12 protein-coding genes are annotated in these 15,431 nt (G+C 68.7%); 9 read left to right on the top strand and 3 right to left on the bottom strand.

Translation table 11 applies throughout. The features are described 5' to 3' along the window. Positions 1 to 57: 57 nt before the first annotated feature. Positions 58 to 1,446 carry an adenosylhomocysteinase gene (gene ahcY, locus EU805_RS02380; protein ID WP_129762341.1) on the bottom strand — a complete coding sequence of 463 codons (1,389 nt, stop codon included), beginning with the start codon at positions 1,444 to 1,446 and terminating at the stop codon, positions 58 to 60. 110 nt (positions 1,447 to 1,556) lie between these two features. Between ahcY and EU805_RS02375 the strand changes: the two genes are divergently transcribed. Further along, positions 1,557 to 2,150: an HD domain-containing protein gene (locus EU805_RS02375; protein ID WP_129762340.1), complete on the top strand. Its 594-nt coding sequence runs from the start codon at positions 1,557 to 1,559 to the stop codon at positions 2,148 to 2,150. A 136-nt stretch (positions 2,151 to 2,286) separates the two neighbouring features. Here the strand turns inward: EU805_RS02375 and EU805_RS02370 are convergent, their stop codons facing one another. Both EU805_RS02370 and EU805_RS02365 read right to left on the bottom strand, forming a co-directional pair. Further along, a complete protein-coding gene (locus EU805_RS02370) occupies positions 2,287 to 2,865 on the bottom strand; it encodes an ActR/PrrA/RegA family redox response regulator transcription factor (protein ID WP_129762339.1) in 579 nt (192 codons plus the stop codon). 51 nt (positions 2,866 to 2,916) lie between these two features. After that, positions 2,917 to 3,525 carry an SCO family protein gene (locus EU805_RS02365; RefSeq protein ID WP_129762338.1) on the bottom strand — a complete coding sequence of 203 codons (609 nt, stop codon included), beginning with the start codon at positions 3,523 to 3,525 and terminating at the stop codon, positions 2,917 to 2,919. A gap of 65 nt (positions 3,526 to 3,590) precedes the next feature. On the opposite strand from EU805_RS02365, the gene regB reads away from it, so the two are divergent. The 8 genes from regB to trxA all read left to right on the top strand — a co-directional run bounded on the left by regB (position 3,591) and on the right by trxA (position 15,408). Further along, a complete protein-coding gene (regB, locus tag EU805_RS02360; protein WP_129762337.1) occupies positions 3,591 to 4,940 on the top strand; it encodes a sensor histidine kinase RegB in 1,350 nt (449 codons plus the stop codon). An 83-nt stretch (positions 4,941 to 5,023) separates the two neighbouring features. Further along, positions 5,024 to 6,625, top strand: a complete 1,602-nt coding sequence (locus EU805_RS02355; protein ID WP_129762336.1) for a PAS-domain containing protein — start codon at positions 5,024 to 5,026, stop codon at positions 6,623 to 6,625. A gap of 40 nt (positions 6,626 to 6,665) precedes the next feature. Then, complete coding sequence (gene tsaE / locus EU805_RS02350) at positions 6,666 to 7,142, top strand: tRNA (adenosine(37)-N6)-threonylcarbamoyltransferase complex ATPase subunit type 1 TsaE (RefSeq protein ID WP_129762335.1); 477 nt, start codon at positions 6,666 to 6,668, stop codon at positions 7,140 to 7,142. Next, positions 7,135 to 8,073 carry an aminoglycoside phosphotransferase family protein gene (locus tag EU805_RS02345; RefSeq protein WP_129762334.1) on the top strand — a complete coding sequence of 313 codons (939 nt, stop codon included), beginning with the start codon at positions 7,135 to 7,137 and terminating at the stop codon, positions 8,071 to 8,073. Before tsaE ends, EU805_RS02345 begins: the two co-directional genes overlap by 8 nt. Beyond that, positions 8,070 to 8,747, top strand: a complete 678-nt coding sequence (locus EU805_RS02340; RefSeq protein WP_129762333.1) for a nucleotidyltransferase family protein — start codon at positions 8,070 to 8,072, stop codon at positions 8,745 to 8,747. Before EU805_RS02345 ends, EU805_RS02340 begins: the two co-directional genes overlap by 4 nt. Further along, positions 8,740 to 11,658 (top strand): double-strand break repair protein AddB, encoded by a 2,919-nt coding sequence (addB, locus tag EU805_RS02335; RefSeq protein ID WP_129762332.1) that lies wholly within the window; start codon positions 8,740 to 8,742, stop codon positions 11,656 to 11,658. Before EU805_RS02340 ends, addB begins: the two co-directional genes overlap by 8 nt. Then, positions 11,655 to 15,029 carry a double-strand break repair helicase AddA gene (addA, locus tag EU805_RS02330; protein ID WP_129762331.1) on the top strand — a complete coding sequence of 1,125 codons (3,375 nt, stop codon included), beginning with the start codon at positions 11,655 to 11,657 and terminating at the stop codon, positions 15,027 to 15,029. Before addB ends, addA begins: the two co-directional genes overlap by 4 nt. 58 nt (positions 15,030 to 15,087) lie before the next feature. Beyond that, positions 15,088 to 15,408 (top strand): thioredoxin, encoded by a 321-nt coding sequence (trxA, locus tag EU805_RS02325; protein ID WP_129762330.1) that lies wholly within the window; start codon positions 15,088 to 15,090, stop codon positions 15,406 to 15,408. The last annotated feature ends 23 nt before the right edge of the window (positions 15,409 to 15,431 follow it).

Raw genomic sequence — 15,431 nt, 5'->3', positions numbered from 1 at the left:
AAACGCAAACGCCCCCGCAAGGATGTGCGGGGGCGTCCGGATCGCGAGGGTTCAGGGTCAGTAGCGGTAATGCTCGGGCTTGAAGGGGCCTTCGACCGTGACGCCGATGTAATCTGCCTGCTCCTTCTTCAGCTCCGTCAGCTTCACGCCGATCCGCTTGAGGTGCAGGCGGGCCACCTTCTCGTCGAGGTGCTTGGGCAGGATGAAGACGCCCGGCTCGTATTCATCGCCCTTGGTCCAAAGCTCGATCTGCGCCAGCACCTGGTTGGTGAAGGACGCAGACATCACGAAGGACGGATGCCCCGTGGCGTTGCCGAGGTTCAGCAGACGTCCTTCGGAGAGCAGGATCAGACGGCTGCCCGAAGGCATCTCGATCATGTCGACCTGGTCCTTGATCTTCGTCCACTTGTGGTTGCGCAAAGCGGCGACCTGGATCTCGTTGTCGAAGTGGCCGATGTTGCCGACGATCGCCATGTCCTTCATCTCGCGCATGTGCTCGATGCGGATCACGTCGCGGTTGCCGGTCGTCGTGATGAAGATGTCGGCGGAGTCCAGAACGTCCTCCAGCAGCACCACCTCGAAGCCGTCCATCGCCGCCTGCAGGGCGCAGATCGGGTCGACCTCGGTCACCTTCACGCGCGCGCCCGCGCCGCGCAGGGACGCCGCCGACCCCTTGCCCACGTCGCCGTAGCCGCAGACCACGGCGACCTTGCCGGCCATCATCGTGTCGGTCGCGCGGCGGATGCCGTCGACGAGGGATTCTTTGCAGCCGTACTTGTTGTCGAACTTCGACTTGGTGACGGAGTCGTTCACGTTGATCGCGGGGAAGGGCAGCTGACCGTTCTTGTGCAGATCGTAAAGCCTGTGCACGCCGGTCGTCGTCTCTTCCGAGACGCCCTCGATCGCGTCGCGGGTCTTGGTGAACCAGCCCGGCGAGGCCTCCATCCGCTTCTTGATCTGGGCCTTGATGACCTCCTCTTCCTCGGACTGCGGGACGGCGATGATGTCCTCGCCCGCTTCCGCCCGCGCGCCCAACAGCACGTAGAGCGTGGCGTCGCCGCCATCGTCGAGGATCATGTTCGCCCCTTCCGCGAACTGGAACGACCGGTCGAGGTAGTCCCAGTGCTCTTCCAGGCTTTGTCCCTTGACGGCGAAGACCGGCACACCGCTTTCGGCGATCGCCGCAGCCGCGTGATCCTGGGTCGAGAAGATGTTGCAGGAGGCCCAGCGCACGTCCGCGCCCAGCGCCACCAGCGTCTCGATCAGGACGGCGGTCTGGATCGTCATGTGCAGGGACCCCACGATCCGCGCCCCGGCGAGCGGTTTGGCCGCGCCGTATTCCTCGCGCAGGGCCATCAGGCCGGGCATCTCTGTTTCGGCGATGTCCAGTTCCTTGCGACCGTAGGCGGCCAGCGCAATGTCCTTGACGATGTAATCCGTGCTCATGTCCGGCTCCTGCCAAATGGTTTGGCGTCCCTTATCACCGCGAGGCCCGCGTTGACAACGCGACCCGATGCCCGCTTTCTCTGCCCATTGCGTCGACCAGGGAATCCCCCATGAAACAGCCCCGCGCGTGGCAGCGCATGCTTTCGGGCCGCAGGCTCGATCTGCTGGACCCCACCCCGATGGACGTCGAGGTCGAGGATATCGCCCACGGCCTGGCCTTCGTCGCGCGATGGAACGGGCAGACCCGCGGCGATCACGCCTATTCGGTGGCCGAGCATTCGCTGCTGGTGGAGCGGATCTACGCGCGGCTGGTCCCCGGCGCACCGCCGAAATGGCGCCTGGCTGCCTTGCTGCACGACGCGCCCGAATACGTCATCGGCGACATGATCAGCCCGGTGAAGGCGGCCGTGGGCCCGGGATACGAGGAACTCGACACCCGCCTGACCGCCGCGATCCACCTGCGCTTCGGCCTGCCCGCGCAGATCCCCGCCACGGTCAAGAAACGGATCAAGGCCGCCGACACCGTCTCGGCCTGGCTGGAGGCCACGCAGATCGCCGGTTTCTCGGTCACGGAGGCGACCCGTTTCTTCGGACGCCCGGCACCCGAGGTCATCGACGGGCTGACCATCGCCCTCAGACCCCCGGCCGAGGTCCGGGCCGATTTCACCGCCCGCCACGCGGCCCTGCTGGACGAGATGGGCTGACCGCGCGGGCGCCTGCGTGACCCGAGGCTGAATTTCCTGAATGGTCCAGACCCGCATGGTCATGGCGAACGGATGGTGCCGATCCCGACGCGTGCGTGGCCGCTCTTGCGGAAAGGAATTCCTTCCGCGTCCTACCTCAACGCGGGCTGCGCTTGGCGAGGATACGTTGCAGCGTCCGGCGGTGCATGCTCAGCCGCCGCGCGGTTTCCGAGACGTTGCGGTCGCACAGCTCGTAGATGCGCTGGATATGCTCCCAGCGGACGCGGTCGGCGCTCATCGGGTTCTCCGGCGGGGGCGGCAGGGCGTCGTTGCGCGCCAGGAGTGCGTTGGTGACATCCGTGGCGTCGGCAGGCTTGGCCAGGTAGTCGGTCGCGCCGATCTTGACCGCCGCGACCGCGGTGGCGATGGCCCCGTAGCCCGTCAGCACGACGATCCGCGCGTCGGGCCGCCGGGCGCGCAGATCCTCGACCACGTCCAGCCCGTTGCCGTCCTCGAGCCGCAGGTCCACCACCGCGAAGGCAGGAGGGTGGGACGAGACCGCCGCCTTCCCCTCAGCCACCGATTGAGCGATCACCGGCTCGAACCCGCGCTTTTCCATCGCCTTGGCCAGGCGGCGGACGAAGGCCTCGTCATCGTCGACCAGCAAGAGGCTGGGATCGGGCCCCAGGTCGCGCGTCGAATCCGTTTGCGAAGAAGTGGCGGCAGCATCGGTCATGGGTCGAACCTTCCGTTGTCCCGGCACTAGATAAGCGCGCCAGGCCGTCCGTCAAATCGTGTTCACGGCACAGGCGGTCTGCTCTGCGACCTCTTCGGGCGTGGTGTCGCGGCGGAAGAAGGTGGCGTAGCCGGTCTCGGGCATCATCAGGTAGGTGAAGGCCGAGTGGTTCATCAGGTAATAATCGGGATCGTCGCCGTTTCTGGAATAGATTACGCGGTAGGCATCCGCGGCCTCCCGCACCTGTTCCGGGCTGCCGGTGAGCCCGATCATGTCGGGGTGCATGTTCGCGGCGTAATCGCCCATGAACTCGGGCGTGTCGCGTTCGGGGTCGATGCTGATGAAGATCGGCGTGGCCTCGATCCCGCGCTCTTGCAGCAGATCGACGGCGGCCACGTTGCGGGCATTGTCGATGGGGCAGACGTCCGGGCAGAAGCCGTAGCCGAAGTAGATCAGCGACGGTTCGGTGATGACGTCCGTATCCGTCACCGTGGCACCGGTCGGATCGACGAGGGTGAAGGGACCGCCGATGTCGGCCCCCGCGACGGCGGTGCCGAAGCAATCGGCCAGGTCCTGTCCGCGTCCGTAGGTCAGTGACAGGGTCACGCCCAGCACGGCGGCGATCGAGGCCGCGCCGAGGATCAGGGGCAGTCGGGACATCGTGAAAGTTCCTTTTGCGAAGCGCCGGATTGATCGGCAGGCGGCGGGGTCGTAAGAGCTAACCCATGGACACGTCGATACTGGCGCAACACGCGCGCGGCAACTGGGTGCGACTTCAAACCTTGCTGACCCTGCGGTGGTGCGCCATCGCGGGCCAGATGGTGGCCGTCGCCGCCGCGACGCAGGTCTACGACCTGTCGCTGAACATGCTGCCCGTGGTGATGGTCATCGCGGCCTCCATCCTGGCCAACCTCGCGACCCACGCGCGCTACCCCGAGGCTCGGCGCCTGTCAGAGCGGGAGGCCCGCTCGATGATGGCCTTCGACATCGTGCAACTGGCCTTGCTGCTCTACCTCACCGGCGGGCTGACGAACCCCTTCGCGGTTCTGATCCTGGCCCCCGTGGTCATCGCCGCGACGGTGCTTCACCTGGGCAGCTTCATCGCGCTGGGCGCGCTTGCGATCGCGGCGGTCTGCATGTTGGGTCTGTTCTGGATCCCGCTGGAGCTGACCGACGGGACGCAGCTGACCCCGCCGCACCTGTTCCACTTCGGCACCTGGGTATCGCTGGTGATCGGCGTGCTGTTCCTCGGGATCTACGCCCGGCGCGTCACGACCGAGATGCATTCCATGGGCGACGCGCTACTGGCCACCCAGCTGGCGCTGGAGCGGGAGCGCAAGCTCACGGACCTGGGCGGTGTCGTCGCCGCCGCGGCACACGAGCTGGGCACGCCGCTCGCCACGATCAAGCTCGTCAGCTCGGAGCTTGCGTCGGACCTGCCGGAGGGCAGCGACAGTCAGGAGGACGCGCGGCTCATCGGGCAGCAGGCGGATCGATGCCGCGACATCCTCCATTCCATGGGCCGTGTCGGCAAGGACGACCTGATGGTCAAGTCCGCCCCGATCGAGGCCGTCGTGCGCGAGGCCGCGGAACCCCACCTGGACCGCGCCGCAGAGGTGATCTTCGAGATCGCGCCGGAGCCGGGGTCCGCGGCGCAGCCGCACATCCCCCGCCGGCCCGAGATCATCCACGGGCTGCGCAACCTGATCCAGAACGCGGTCGATTTCTCGCAAAGCCAGGTGACGATCCGGGTGCGCTGGGGCGAGGGCCGCGCCTCGGTCGAGATCGTCGACGACGGGCACGGGTTCCCGCAATCGGTCATCGGTCGCATCGGCGATCCTTACGTGCGCCGCCGCCGCGAAGCGCTGGATGGCGACATCCGGCCGTCCTACAGCGGCATGGGCCTGGGCCTGTTCATCGCCAAGACCCTGCTGGAGCGGACCGGTGCGGGGCTGACCTTCGCCAACAACCCCGAAAGCGGCGCCGTCGTGCGGGTCGTCTGGACGCTGTCGCAGCTGATGGACACGCCCCGGACCTCGGACCGGCTGGGACAGAACCCGACGTTCCTGCCGTGAGCATCGGCCACGTCGAACAGGCGTTAATATCCGGTTAACTCTTTTGCCACAGCATCGGTCCATGAACTGGAGCCCGTGTTCCCATGACTGACGTCCTGACGGTTTCCCTGGCCTTTGCCCTGCTTCTGAACGGCCTGTTCGGTGCGGCAATGGCCCTTCGCGGAAACCGGCGCGCGATTGCGAACGCCGGGCCACGGGGTGCTGCGAACGGGTCGGATACGCCGGTCTTCCTGTTCGACGGGGATTTCCTGGTCGACGCCTCGCCCTCGGCCTCGGCCCTGATCGCCGACCGCGGGACCCACGGGGAAGAGATGGAGACGCTGCTGTCGATCCTGTCGCCACGGTTTCCACAATTGCGGCAGCGGATGGCCAAACTTCGCACCCGCAGCACCGAAACCGTGCGGGCCGAGCCGCCCGACGGGACATGCGTGCAGGTGCGCGACGACGACGGATTGACCCGGATCAGCCTGCGCACCGCGGAGGCCGGGGACTCCACGATGACCCTCGATGCGCTGGAACGCGAGGCGGAGGTCAGGGAATTGGACCTTTTGCGCGCCTTCACCCGCGAGACACCGCAGCTGATCTGGCAGGAGGATCCCTCCGGCAACCTGACCTGGGCGAACGATGCCTACCTGGCCTACGCCGATCGGACGCGCCCCGCCGGTTCGGGTGGTGACCGGATCTGGCCCGGATCGCGGTTGTTCAAGGACCTCGATCCGCTCGACCCGGACGCCGACGGCCCAATCACCTGCCGTCAGTCGCTGCGCCTGAACGACGAAGACGTCGAACATTGGTTCGACGTCACCGCTCGGCGACTGGACGACAGCACGATCTTCTTCGCCGCCGACGTCAATGCCACCGTCCGCGCGGAACATGCCCGCCACGAGTTCCTCCAGACCCTGGCGAAGACCTTCGCGCAACTCTCGACCGGGCTTGCGATCTTCGACAAGCAGCGGCGCTTGACCATGTTCAACCCCGCGCTTCTCGACATGTTCGACCTTCCGTTCTCCTTCATGTCGACCCGCCCCACGCTGGAGGCGATCCTCGACCGGCTGCGCGAAATGCGCAAACTGCCCGAGCCCAAGGATTACATCGGCTGGCGGGACGGTTTCGTCATGCTTGAAACCGGCGAAAGCGGCGGCATCTACGCCGAACGCTGGCACCTGCCCGACGGGCTGACCTTCCGCGTGACGGGGCGTCCGCATCCCGACGGGGCGACGGCCTTCCTGTTCGAGGACATCAGCGCCGAGGTGTCCCTGACCCAGCGGTTCCGGACGGAGATCGAGACCGGGCAAGCCGTCCTGGACGAGATCGAGGACGCGATCGCCGTCTTTTCCAATGCCAATACGCTGGTGATGACGAACCAGGCGTATGGTCGGCTCTGGCAGGATACCCAACCCAACGGGATCGAGGTGCAGGATCTGCGCGCGGCCTTGCGCACCTGGCGGTCCCGAAGCACCACCGCCGGGATCTGGCGACGGATCGAGGCGATGCAGGCCGGCGACCCCGCCAGGGGGGCCGTGGACGAGGTCGTGATCCTGAAGAACGGGCGCCAGCTCCACTGCAAGGCCCGGCGTATCGCGGGCGGCATGACGCTCGTGCGGTTCTGCCTGCCCGAACTCACCCTCGGGGCCGACCATGGCGCGCGCCCGGAACCGGGCGACTTGCGCGCGGCGAAGGCCTGATTGCGCTTGCGACGAAGGCCGGAGCGGATAGTTTGGCCCCATGTCGTCCCCATTCGCCCGCCTCGTCCTGCCGGACTCCCCGGACATGCAACGCCTGGCCGCGCAGATCGCCCCGCTCTTGCGGGCCGGTGACACGGCCTTGCTCGACGGAGACATCGGCGCGGGCAAGACGACCTTTGCCCGCGCCCTGATCCAGACCCGGCTGGGCCGGGCAGAGGATGTCCCATCGCCCACCTTCACGCTCGTCCAGACCTATGCCGCGGACGAGGTGGAGATCTGGCATTGCGACCTCTACCGCCTGACCGCGCCGGACGAGGTGATGGAACTGGGCTTGTCGCAGGCCTTTGAGACCGCGATCTGCCTGATCGAATGGCCGGACCGGCTAGGGTCCGACGCGCCCCCCGCCGCCTTGCACTGCCAGTTCACCGCCGGAGCGGACGCCCATCACCTGACCCTGAGCGGCCCCGCAGCCTGGGCCGACCGCCTTGCCCCGGTCCTGGATCAGGCCCTTGTCTGAAAGGGCGCAGGCCATTGCGCGGACCCTCTCGCGTGCGCCCTGGCGGGACTGGCGGGCAGAGCCGATCACCGGCGATGCCTCGGCCCGGATCTACACCCGGCTGATCGGACCCGAGGACTCCGTTGTGGTCATGGACGCGGACCCCGCGCAGGATTCCGGCACGCCCGCGTTCGTGAAGATCGCGCGCTACCTCGCGTCCCGTGACCTGGCCGCGCCGAAGATCCTGATGGAGGACCTCGACCTGGGCCTCGTCGTGATGACCGACCTGGGCCGGGACCGCATCGCCGAGGCCGTGTCCCGTACGCCGGAGCTGGAGGCGGAGGTCTACGACGCCGCCACCGATGTGCTGGTGGCCCTCGACGGCCTGGCGCCCCCGCCGCTTGCCGCGATGACCCCGCAGGTCGCGGGAGAGATGGTGGCCATCACCGCCGAACGTTACGCCCGCTGCGATCCCGGCCCCCTTTGCGCGGCGGTCACGCAAAGCTTCGCGGGGCTGACGCCGGACCGGATCGCCCTGCGCGACGTCCATGCAGAGAACCTCGTCTGGCGGCCTGACCGCCACGGCCTCGACCGCGTCGGATTGCTGGATTTCCAGGACGCCTTCCTCGCCCCCCGGGGCTATGACCTCGCATCGCTCCTGTCGGATATCCGCCGCGATGTCCCGGCTTCGGTGCGCGCGCGCGAGATCGGGCGGTTCGCCCGCGCCACCGGCCAGGACGAGAGCGATCTGAACCGCGCCCTCGCGACCTTGGGCGCCCAGCGCAACCTGCGGATCCTCGGCGTCTTTTCCCGCCTGATCGCCAACGGCAAGGACCACTACGCAGCGCTGATGCCCCGCGTCTGGACCACGTTGATGCGAGATCTGTCCCACCCGGAGCTGTCCGATCTGCGCGCCGTGGTCCTGCGCGACCTGCCGCCGGTGGCGCCATGAGATACCCGGCCCTTCATTTCGCCGCTGGACGGGGGACCCGCATGGCGCCCCTCACGGACGACCGCCCGAAACCGCTTGTCGAGGTCGCAGGCCGCGCGCTTCTGGACCACGCACTCGACCTGACCGACGTGCCCGGGATCGGGCCGCGTGTCGTGAATGCCCACTACCGCGGAGAGATGCTGCACGCCCACCTGGCGGGCCGCGACATCGCGATCTCGGATGAGGCGACACTTCTGGACACCGGCGGCGGGCTGCGTCACGCGCTGCCGCTGCTGGGGCCCGGACCTGTCCTGACGCTGAACACCGACGCGGTCTGGCGCGGGTCCAATCCGGTGCCGCGGATCTGCGACGCCTTCGGCGACGGGATCGAAGGTCTGCTTCTCGTCCTGCCGAAATCGCGCGTCCACGGGCACGTCGGCGCGGGAGATTTCAGCATGGACCCGCAAGGCCGGCTCACCCGGGGCCGGGACCTGGTCTATACCGGCTTGCAGATCCTGCGGACCGATCGCCTGGCGGATATTCCAAAGGAGGTCTTTTCGCTCAACCTCGTCTGGGACCGGATGATCGCGGCAGGCACGTTGCACGGGCTCGTCTGGGACGGCGCGTGGTGCGACGTCGGCCGACCCGACACGATCCCACTGGCCGAAGCCCTGCTGGACCGCGCGCATGTTTGACCCCGCACCCGGACCCCGCGTCTTCGGACTGGCCCCGGGCGTGCCTTTCGCACGGGCCTTCGTCGACGGCCTCCTCGCCCGGTCGGAGGATCTGTCGCGGGTGCGGGTCTACGTGAACTCCGCCCGGATGCAGCGCCAGATGCGCGCGGCCTTCGACGACGGCCCCGCGCGCCTGTTGCCACGGGTCCGGCTCGTCACCGACCTGGCCTTCGAAGGACGGCTGGACCACCTGACGGTCCCCGTCTCTCCCCTGCGCCGGCGGCTGGAATTGTCGCGTGCGGTCGAGCGCCTGATCGAGGCGGTCCCCGGCCTGCCCCGCGCCGCGCTCTACGACCTGTCCGACAGTCTTGCCGCCCTCATGGACGAGATGCACGGCGAGGGCGTCAACTTCGAGACGATCGCGACCCTCGATATCAGCGATGTCTCGGGCCACTGGCAGACCGCGCTCGATTTCCTGCGCCTGCTGGAGCCTTATTTCATCGCCGACGCGGAACAGCCCGACACGGACGCGCTTCAGCGAATGCAGGTGCTTGCGCTGACCGAACTCTGGGCCGAAAATCCGCCCGAGCATCCGGTGATCGTCGCGGGGTCCACCGGGTCGCGCGGGGCGACGGGACTGTTCATGCAGGCCGTCGCGCGCCTGCCGCAAGGCGCGCTGGTGCTGCCGGGGTTCGATTTCGACATGCCAGGCCCCGTGTGGGACAGTCTCGACGCGACCGGTTCGCGACCGGACCAGGAGGATCACCCCCAGTTCCGCTACCGTCGCCTGTTGCGAGAGCTGGACCTGCCGGAGGATCGCGTCCGCCCCTGGACCGACGCGCCAGCCCCCGCGCCCGCGCGCAACCGGTTGGTGTCGCTGTCCCTGCGCCCGGCCCCCGTGACCGACCAGTGGCGCCGGGAGGGCGCGGCCCTGGGCGATCTCGTGGCCGCGACCGACGGGATGACACTGGTCGAGGCCCCCTCCCCCCGGGCGGAAGCGGAGGCCATCGCGCTGGGCCTGCGTCAGGCTGCGGCAGCGGGCAAGGTCGCGGCGCTGATCACGCCGGACCGGATGCTGACCCGGCAGGTCGCCGCGGCGCTCGACCGCTGGGACATCCGTGCGGACGACAGCGCGGGCCTGCCGCTGGAACTGTCGGCCCCCGGGCGCCTGCTCAACCAGCTGGCGCAGACCTTCGGCACGCCGGTGACGGCGCAGACGCTTCTGGTCCTGCTGAAGCATCCTCTGGCCAATACCGGCGGGACGGACCGGGGCGATCACCTGCGCCGCACGCGCGATCTGGAACTCGCCTTGCGTCGCGCCGCCGTGGCGGATCTGACCGCAGAGGCGCTGTCGAAGCACGGCGGCGACGATCCCCACTGGACCGCCTGGATCACGCGGCTTCTCGCGGCCCTGCACCACGGGGGCACGCGGCCCATCGCGGAACATCACGACCACCTTGTCCGCACCGCCTGCGACCTGGCCGCCGGACCCGATGCCACGGGAAGTGGCGATCTGTTCGACAAGGACGCGGGCCGCAAGGCACGGGGCGTCTGCCAGACGCTCGCCCGCGACGCGGACGCGGGCAACCCGATGAGCCCACGCGACTACGCCGCCCTGCTCGGCGCACTGCTGGCGCAGGGCACCGTGCGCGACCGCGATGCGGGCCGTACGGACGTGCTGATCCTCGGCACGCTGGAGGCGCGGGTCGGCGGGCCGGACGTGGTGATCCTGGGCGGTCTGAACGATGGCATCTGGCCGCCCGCACCGAAACCGGATCCCTGGCTGAACCGCACCCTGCGCGCCCGCGCCGGGCTCTTGCTGCCGGAGCGGCAGGTGGGTCTTTCCGCGCACGACTACCAGCAAGCCATCGGCGCGAAGGAGGTCTGGATCACGCGAGCCTTGCGCGACAGCGATGCGCAGACCGTGCCCTCGCGCTGGGTCAACCGCCTGACGAACCTTCTGGGCGGCCTGAAGGAGACGCGCGGGACCGAGGCGCTGGGCGCGATGCGCGCCCGCGGGGCGGTCTGGCTGCAACAGGCGCAGGGCCTGTCGGTCCCGACCCATGAGGTGCCGAAGGCCCGCCGCCCCGCGCCGAATCCGCCGCCGCAGGCACGGCCCGACCGGATTTCGGTCACGCAGATCAAGACGCTCTACCGCGATCCTTTCGCGATCTACGCGCAAGGCGTGCTGCGGCTGCGCGCGCTCGACCCGCTGGTGCCGGACGCGGGACCGGCGATGAAGGGCACGCTCTACCACGAGGTGCTGGAGCGGTTCCTGAACACGCGGCCCGATGTCACCGCCCCCGGGGCGGAGGAGGCGTTCCTTGCCTTGGCCGACGAGGTTCTGGCGGAGCATATCCCCTGGCCCGCCGTGCGCCTGCGCTGGCGGACCGAGCTTGCGCAACTGGCCGCCCCCTTCCTCGCGCAGGAGGCGCAGCGGCAGGCGCGCGGCACCGTCGTCGCGACCGAAGCCCTGGCCGAGATCGCGGTCCCCCCCGCCGGCATCAAGCTGCGCGGCTACGCCGACCGCATCGACGAGATGCCGGACGGGCGCGTGGTGATCTTTGATTACAAGACCGGCGCTGTGCCGACCGCCAAGGAGCAGGCGCGCTTCGACAAGCAGCTTCTGGCGGAGGCGGCGATGATGGAACGCGGGGCCTTCGCGAACCTGGGCCAGCGGCCCGTCGCCGGGGCGGAGTTCCTGGCCTTCAAGCGCGACATGAAGTCTGTCGCGGCACCGCTCGACACCCATCCCACGGCCCGGGTCTGGGCGGAGTTGCAGGACTTCCTGACCCGCTGGATGACCACGCCGGAACCGATGATTGCCCGGCGTGCGCCGAAATTCATGGGCGATTACAACGACTACGACCACCTGTCGCGCCGGGGGGAATGGTCCGACAGCGACCGCGCTGAGCCGGAGGATCTGACATGATCCACGACGAGGCGACCCGAAGGCAGATCGCCGCCGCCGACCCGCGTGTCTCGACGTGGCTGTCGGCCAACGCGGGATCCGGCAAGACGCGGGTCCTGACCGACCGCGTGGCGAGACTGCTCTACCTCGGGGTCAGCCCGCAGAACGTGCTGTGCCTGACCTACACCAAGGCCGCCGCCGCCGAGATGCAGAACCGCCTGTTCAAGCGGCTGGGCGGCTGGGCGATGCTGGGCGACGAGGACTTACGCACCGCCCTGCGCGAGCTGGGCATCGAAGAGACGATCGCCGCCCACGACCTCGCCCGCGCCCGCACGCTCTTTGCCAGCGCGATCGAGACGCCGGGCGGGCTGAAGATCCAGACGATCCATTCTTTCTGCGCCAGCGTTCTGCGGCGCTTTCCGCTCGAATCCGGCGTCAGCCCCGCCTTTCGCGAATTGGACGACCGCGCCGCCGCGGAGCTGCGCACGCAGGTTCTTGACGCCCTGGCGGAAGACGCGCCGGAGGTCGTGACCCCCTTTCTCGCCCAACTGGGCGGCATCGATCTGGACCCGATCCTGCGCGACATCGCGGGCCAGGCGGAGGCCTTTGCCACCCCCCGCGACGAGGCCGATTTCCGCGCCCATTTCGACGTGCCGGACGGCGTGACGCTCGACGGTCTGCTGGCCGATCTGCTGGGCCCCGACGGGACCGAGATCATCCGCGACCTGATCCCGGTGCTGCGCGGCGGTGGACCCACCGACAACAAGAACGCCGATACCCTGTCGCAGGTGTCGCTGACCGATCCCGGCCCCGCCGATCTGGCGCTGCTGGAAAAGGTCTTCCTGACCGGCGCCACCGCCAAGGTCCCCTTCGGCGCCAAGATCGGGACAATCCCCACCAAGGCGCTGCAGAAGGCGAACCTGGAGCTGACGGATGCGCTCAATGGCCTGATGGCGCAGGTCGAGGCCGCCCGCGAGCCCCGGCTGGGCCTGCTCGCCGCGCGGCGCAGTGCAGCGCTGCATCGCTTCGCACGGGCCTTCAACGCGGCCTATGCCGAGGCGAAGATGGCGCGCGGGGTGCTGGATTTCGACGACCTCATCACCCGCGCCCGCGATCTGCTGGCGAACCCGGCGGTGGCGGACTGGGTGCTGTTCCGGCTCGACGGGGGAATGAACCACCTGCTGGTGGACGAAGCGCAGGACACCTCTCCGCGGCAATGGGACCTGGTGCGCCACCTGACGCGAGAGCTGCTCAGCGGGACCGGCGCACGTGCGGACGAAGGCCGGACAATCTTCGTCGTGGGCGACGTGAAACAGTCGATCTATTCGTTCCAGGGCGCGGACCCGGACGCGTTTCAGGACATGCGCGCGCTTTTCGACGCGGGTCTGGTCGAAAGCGACGCGCCGCTCGTGACCAGCACGCTGGAGCATTCCTTCCGCTCCGCCCCCGCGGTCCTGCGGGTGGTGGACGAGGTCTTCGTCCGCGACCGGGCCGAGGCGCTGGGCGGTCCCGTGCGGCACCTGGCCTTCAAGACGGACATGCCGGGACGCGTCGACCTCTGGCCGCTCATCGAACCGGCCGCGGCGGAGAAGGAGGACGATCCCGGGCTGCTCGACCCCGTGGACGAGGTGAGCGAGGATCACCACCTGGTGCAGATGGCACGGCGCGTGGCGCAACAGATCCGGCGCATGATCGACCACGAGACGCTGCCGGAAGAGATCGGGCACAGCGGCACCTACAACCACCGCCCCATCACACCGGGGGATTTCCTGATCCTCGTGCAGCGCCGCGACGCGGTCCTGTTCCCGGAACTCATTCGCGCCTGCAAGGCGGAGGGGTTGGACATCGCGGGCGCCGACGTGCTGCGCGTGGGCGCGGAACTGGCGGTCAAGGACATCGCCGCCGTCCTGCGCTTCCTTGCCCTGCCGGAGGACGACCTGTCGCTCGCCGCCGCCCTGCGCTCGCCGCTTTTCGGATGGAGCGAGCAGCAGCTCTACACGCTCGCCCACCACCGTCCGAAGGGCGCGTTCCTGTGGCAGGCATTGCGCAACAGCGAGGGTCACCCGCAAACCGTGGCGATCCTGAACGATCTGCGCAGGCAGGCCGATTTTCTGCGGCCCTACGACCTGATCGCGCGGCTGCTGACCCGCCACGCGGGGCGGCAGAACCTGCTCGCCCGGCTGGGAAGCGAGGCCGAGGACGGGATCGACGCGCTTCTGGCCCAGGCGCTGGCCTACGAATCCGACGGCGTGCCAAGCCTGACCGGGTTCCTCGCCTGGATGGACACCGACGATCTGACGATCAAGCGGCAGGTCGACAGCGCGGGCGACCAGATCCGCGTCATGACCGTCCACGGGGCCAAGGGGCTGGAGGCGCCCATCGTCATCCTGCCCGACGCCGCCGAACGCCCCGAGCGCCTGCGTGGAGAGATCCTGGCCGGCGCCCCGCCCGTCTGGAAAACCCCCGCCGCCGAAATGCCCGATGCGATGATCGCCCGCGCCGACGCGATCAAGGCTGCCGAGGCGCGCGAGAACCTGCGCCTGCTCTACGTCGCGATGACCCGGGCCGAGAAATGGCTGATCGTGGGCTCTGCAGGTAAGCCTGGCACGGACATGCGCGGCTGGTACGACCTTGTCTCGGACGGCATGACCCAGGCGGGCGCGGGCACCGAGGCGGCGGGCGATCTTGCCGTGCAGCGGGTCGAAAGCGGGGCCTGGCAACCGGGGGACCTGATCCGGCCAGACCGCCCCACGCCCGCGCAGGAGGCGGGGCCGACGCTGATCCCCCTGCCCGATCCGCCGGTGCAGCGCACGCTGTCGCCCTCGGATCTCAAGGGCGCGAAGGTCCTGCCCGGCGATCCTGCGGACCTCGACCTCGACGTGGCACTGATGCGCGGGACCCTCATGCACCTGTTGCTGGAACACCTGCCGGCCCAGCCGCCGCCCGCGCGGGCCGACATCGGCGCGCGGCTGCTTGCCACCTTTCCCGGCGCGGACGAGGTCCCGACGGAGGATCTGGTCGCGGATGCCCTGGCGATCCTCGATACGCCCGATCTGGGCTGGATCTTCGACGACACGCTGGCGGAGGTCGACGTGACCGCCGCCCTGCCCGACCTTGGCGGCGCGCGCATCCACGGCAGCATCGACCGCCTGATCGTGACCGAAAAGACCGTCACCGCCGTGGACTTCAAGACCAACCGCCTGATTCCCGACACACCACAGGCGATTCCAGAGGGCCTGTTGCGCCAGATGGGGGCCTATGCGCAGGCCCTTGACCTGATCTTTCCAGACCGGAGGGTCGAAACCGCGATCCTGTGGACCGCGAAGGCGCAGTTGATGCCGGTGCCCGCGGAGCTTGCACGGGCGGCGCTCGTCCGGGCGGGGGCGTCTTGACGGTCCCGCACCCCCTACCTACGTTCCACTCCTGACACTGAATTCCAGGAGATACTCCATGGCCACCCAAGCCGTAACCGACGACACCTTCGACAGCGAAGTGAAACAGTCCGACATCCCCGTCGTGGTGGATTTCTGGGCAGAGTGGTGCGGCCCCTGCAAGCAGATCGGCCCCGCGCTCGAGGAATTGTCGAACGAGATGGAAGGCCGCGTGAAGATCGTGAAGGTCAACGTGGACGAGAATCCGAATTCCCCCGCGCAGATGGGCGTACGCGGCATCCCCGCGCTCTTCCTCTTCAAGAACGGCGAGGTGGTGTCCAACAAGACCGGTGCCGCCCCCAAGGCCGCGCTGCAAAGCTGGATCGAAGACTCGATCTGAACCGCGCCGGATACGTGAATTGG

The sequence above is a fragment of the Salipiger sp. IMCC34102 genome, from assembly GCF_004145405.1.
Classification (GTDB): Bacteria; Pseudomonadota; Alphaproteobacteria; order Rhodobacterales; family Rhodobacteraceae; genus Loktanella.
The sequence above is the reverse complement of the archived record's forward strand: the minus strand, read 5'-3'. Positions and strand labels throughout refer to the sequence as shown.

Bases quoted from the DNA above. Each gene is read 5' to 3' on its own strand.
- addA (WP_129762331.1), top strand. From the start codon at position 11,655: ATGATCCACGACGAGGCGACCCGAAGGCAGATCGCCGCCGCCGACCCG.
- ahcY (WP_129762341.1), bottom strand. From the start codon at position 1,446: ATGAGCACGGATTACATCGTCAAGGACATTGCGCTGGCCGCCTACGGT.
- EU805_RS02365 (WP_129762338.1), bottom strand. From the start codon at position 3,525: ATGTCCCGACTGCCCCTGATCCTCGGCGCGGCCTCGATCGCCGCCGTG.
- trxA (WP_129762330.1), top strand. From the start codon at position 15,088: ATGGCCACCCAAGCCGTAACCGACGACACCTTCGACAGCGAAGTGAAA.
- EU805_RS02370 (WP_129762339.1), bottom strand. From the start codon at position 2,865: ATGACCGATGCTGCCGCCACTTCTTCGCAAACGGATTCGACGCGCGAC.
- EU805_RS02355 (WP_129762336.1), top strand. From the start codon at position 5,024: ATGACTGACGTCCTGACGGTTTCCCTGGCCTTTGCCCTGCTTCTGAAC.
- tsaE (WP_129762335.1), top strand. From the start codon at position 6,666: ATGTCGTCCCCATTCGCCCGCCTCGTCCTGCCGGACTCCCCGGACATG.
- EU805_RS02340 (WP_129762333.1), top strand. From the start codon at position 8,070: ATGAGATACCCGGCCCTTCATTTCGCCGCTGGACGGGGGACCCGCATG.
- EU805_RS02375 (WP_129762340.1), top strand. From the start codon at position 1,557: ATGAAACAGCCCCGCGCGTGGCAGCGCATGCTTTCGGGCCGCAGGCTC.
- addB (WP_129762332.1), top strand. From the start codon at position 8,740: ATGTTTGACCCCGCACCCGGACCCCGCGTCTTCGGACTGGCCCCGGGC.
- regB (WP_129762337.1), top strand. From the start codon at position 3,591: ATGGACACGTCGATACTGGCGCAACACGCGCGCGGCAACTGGGTGCGA.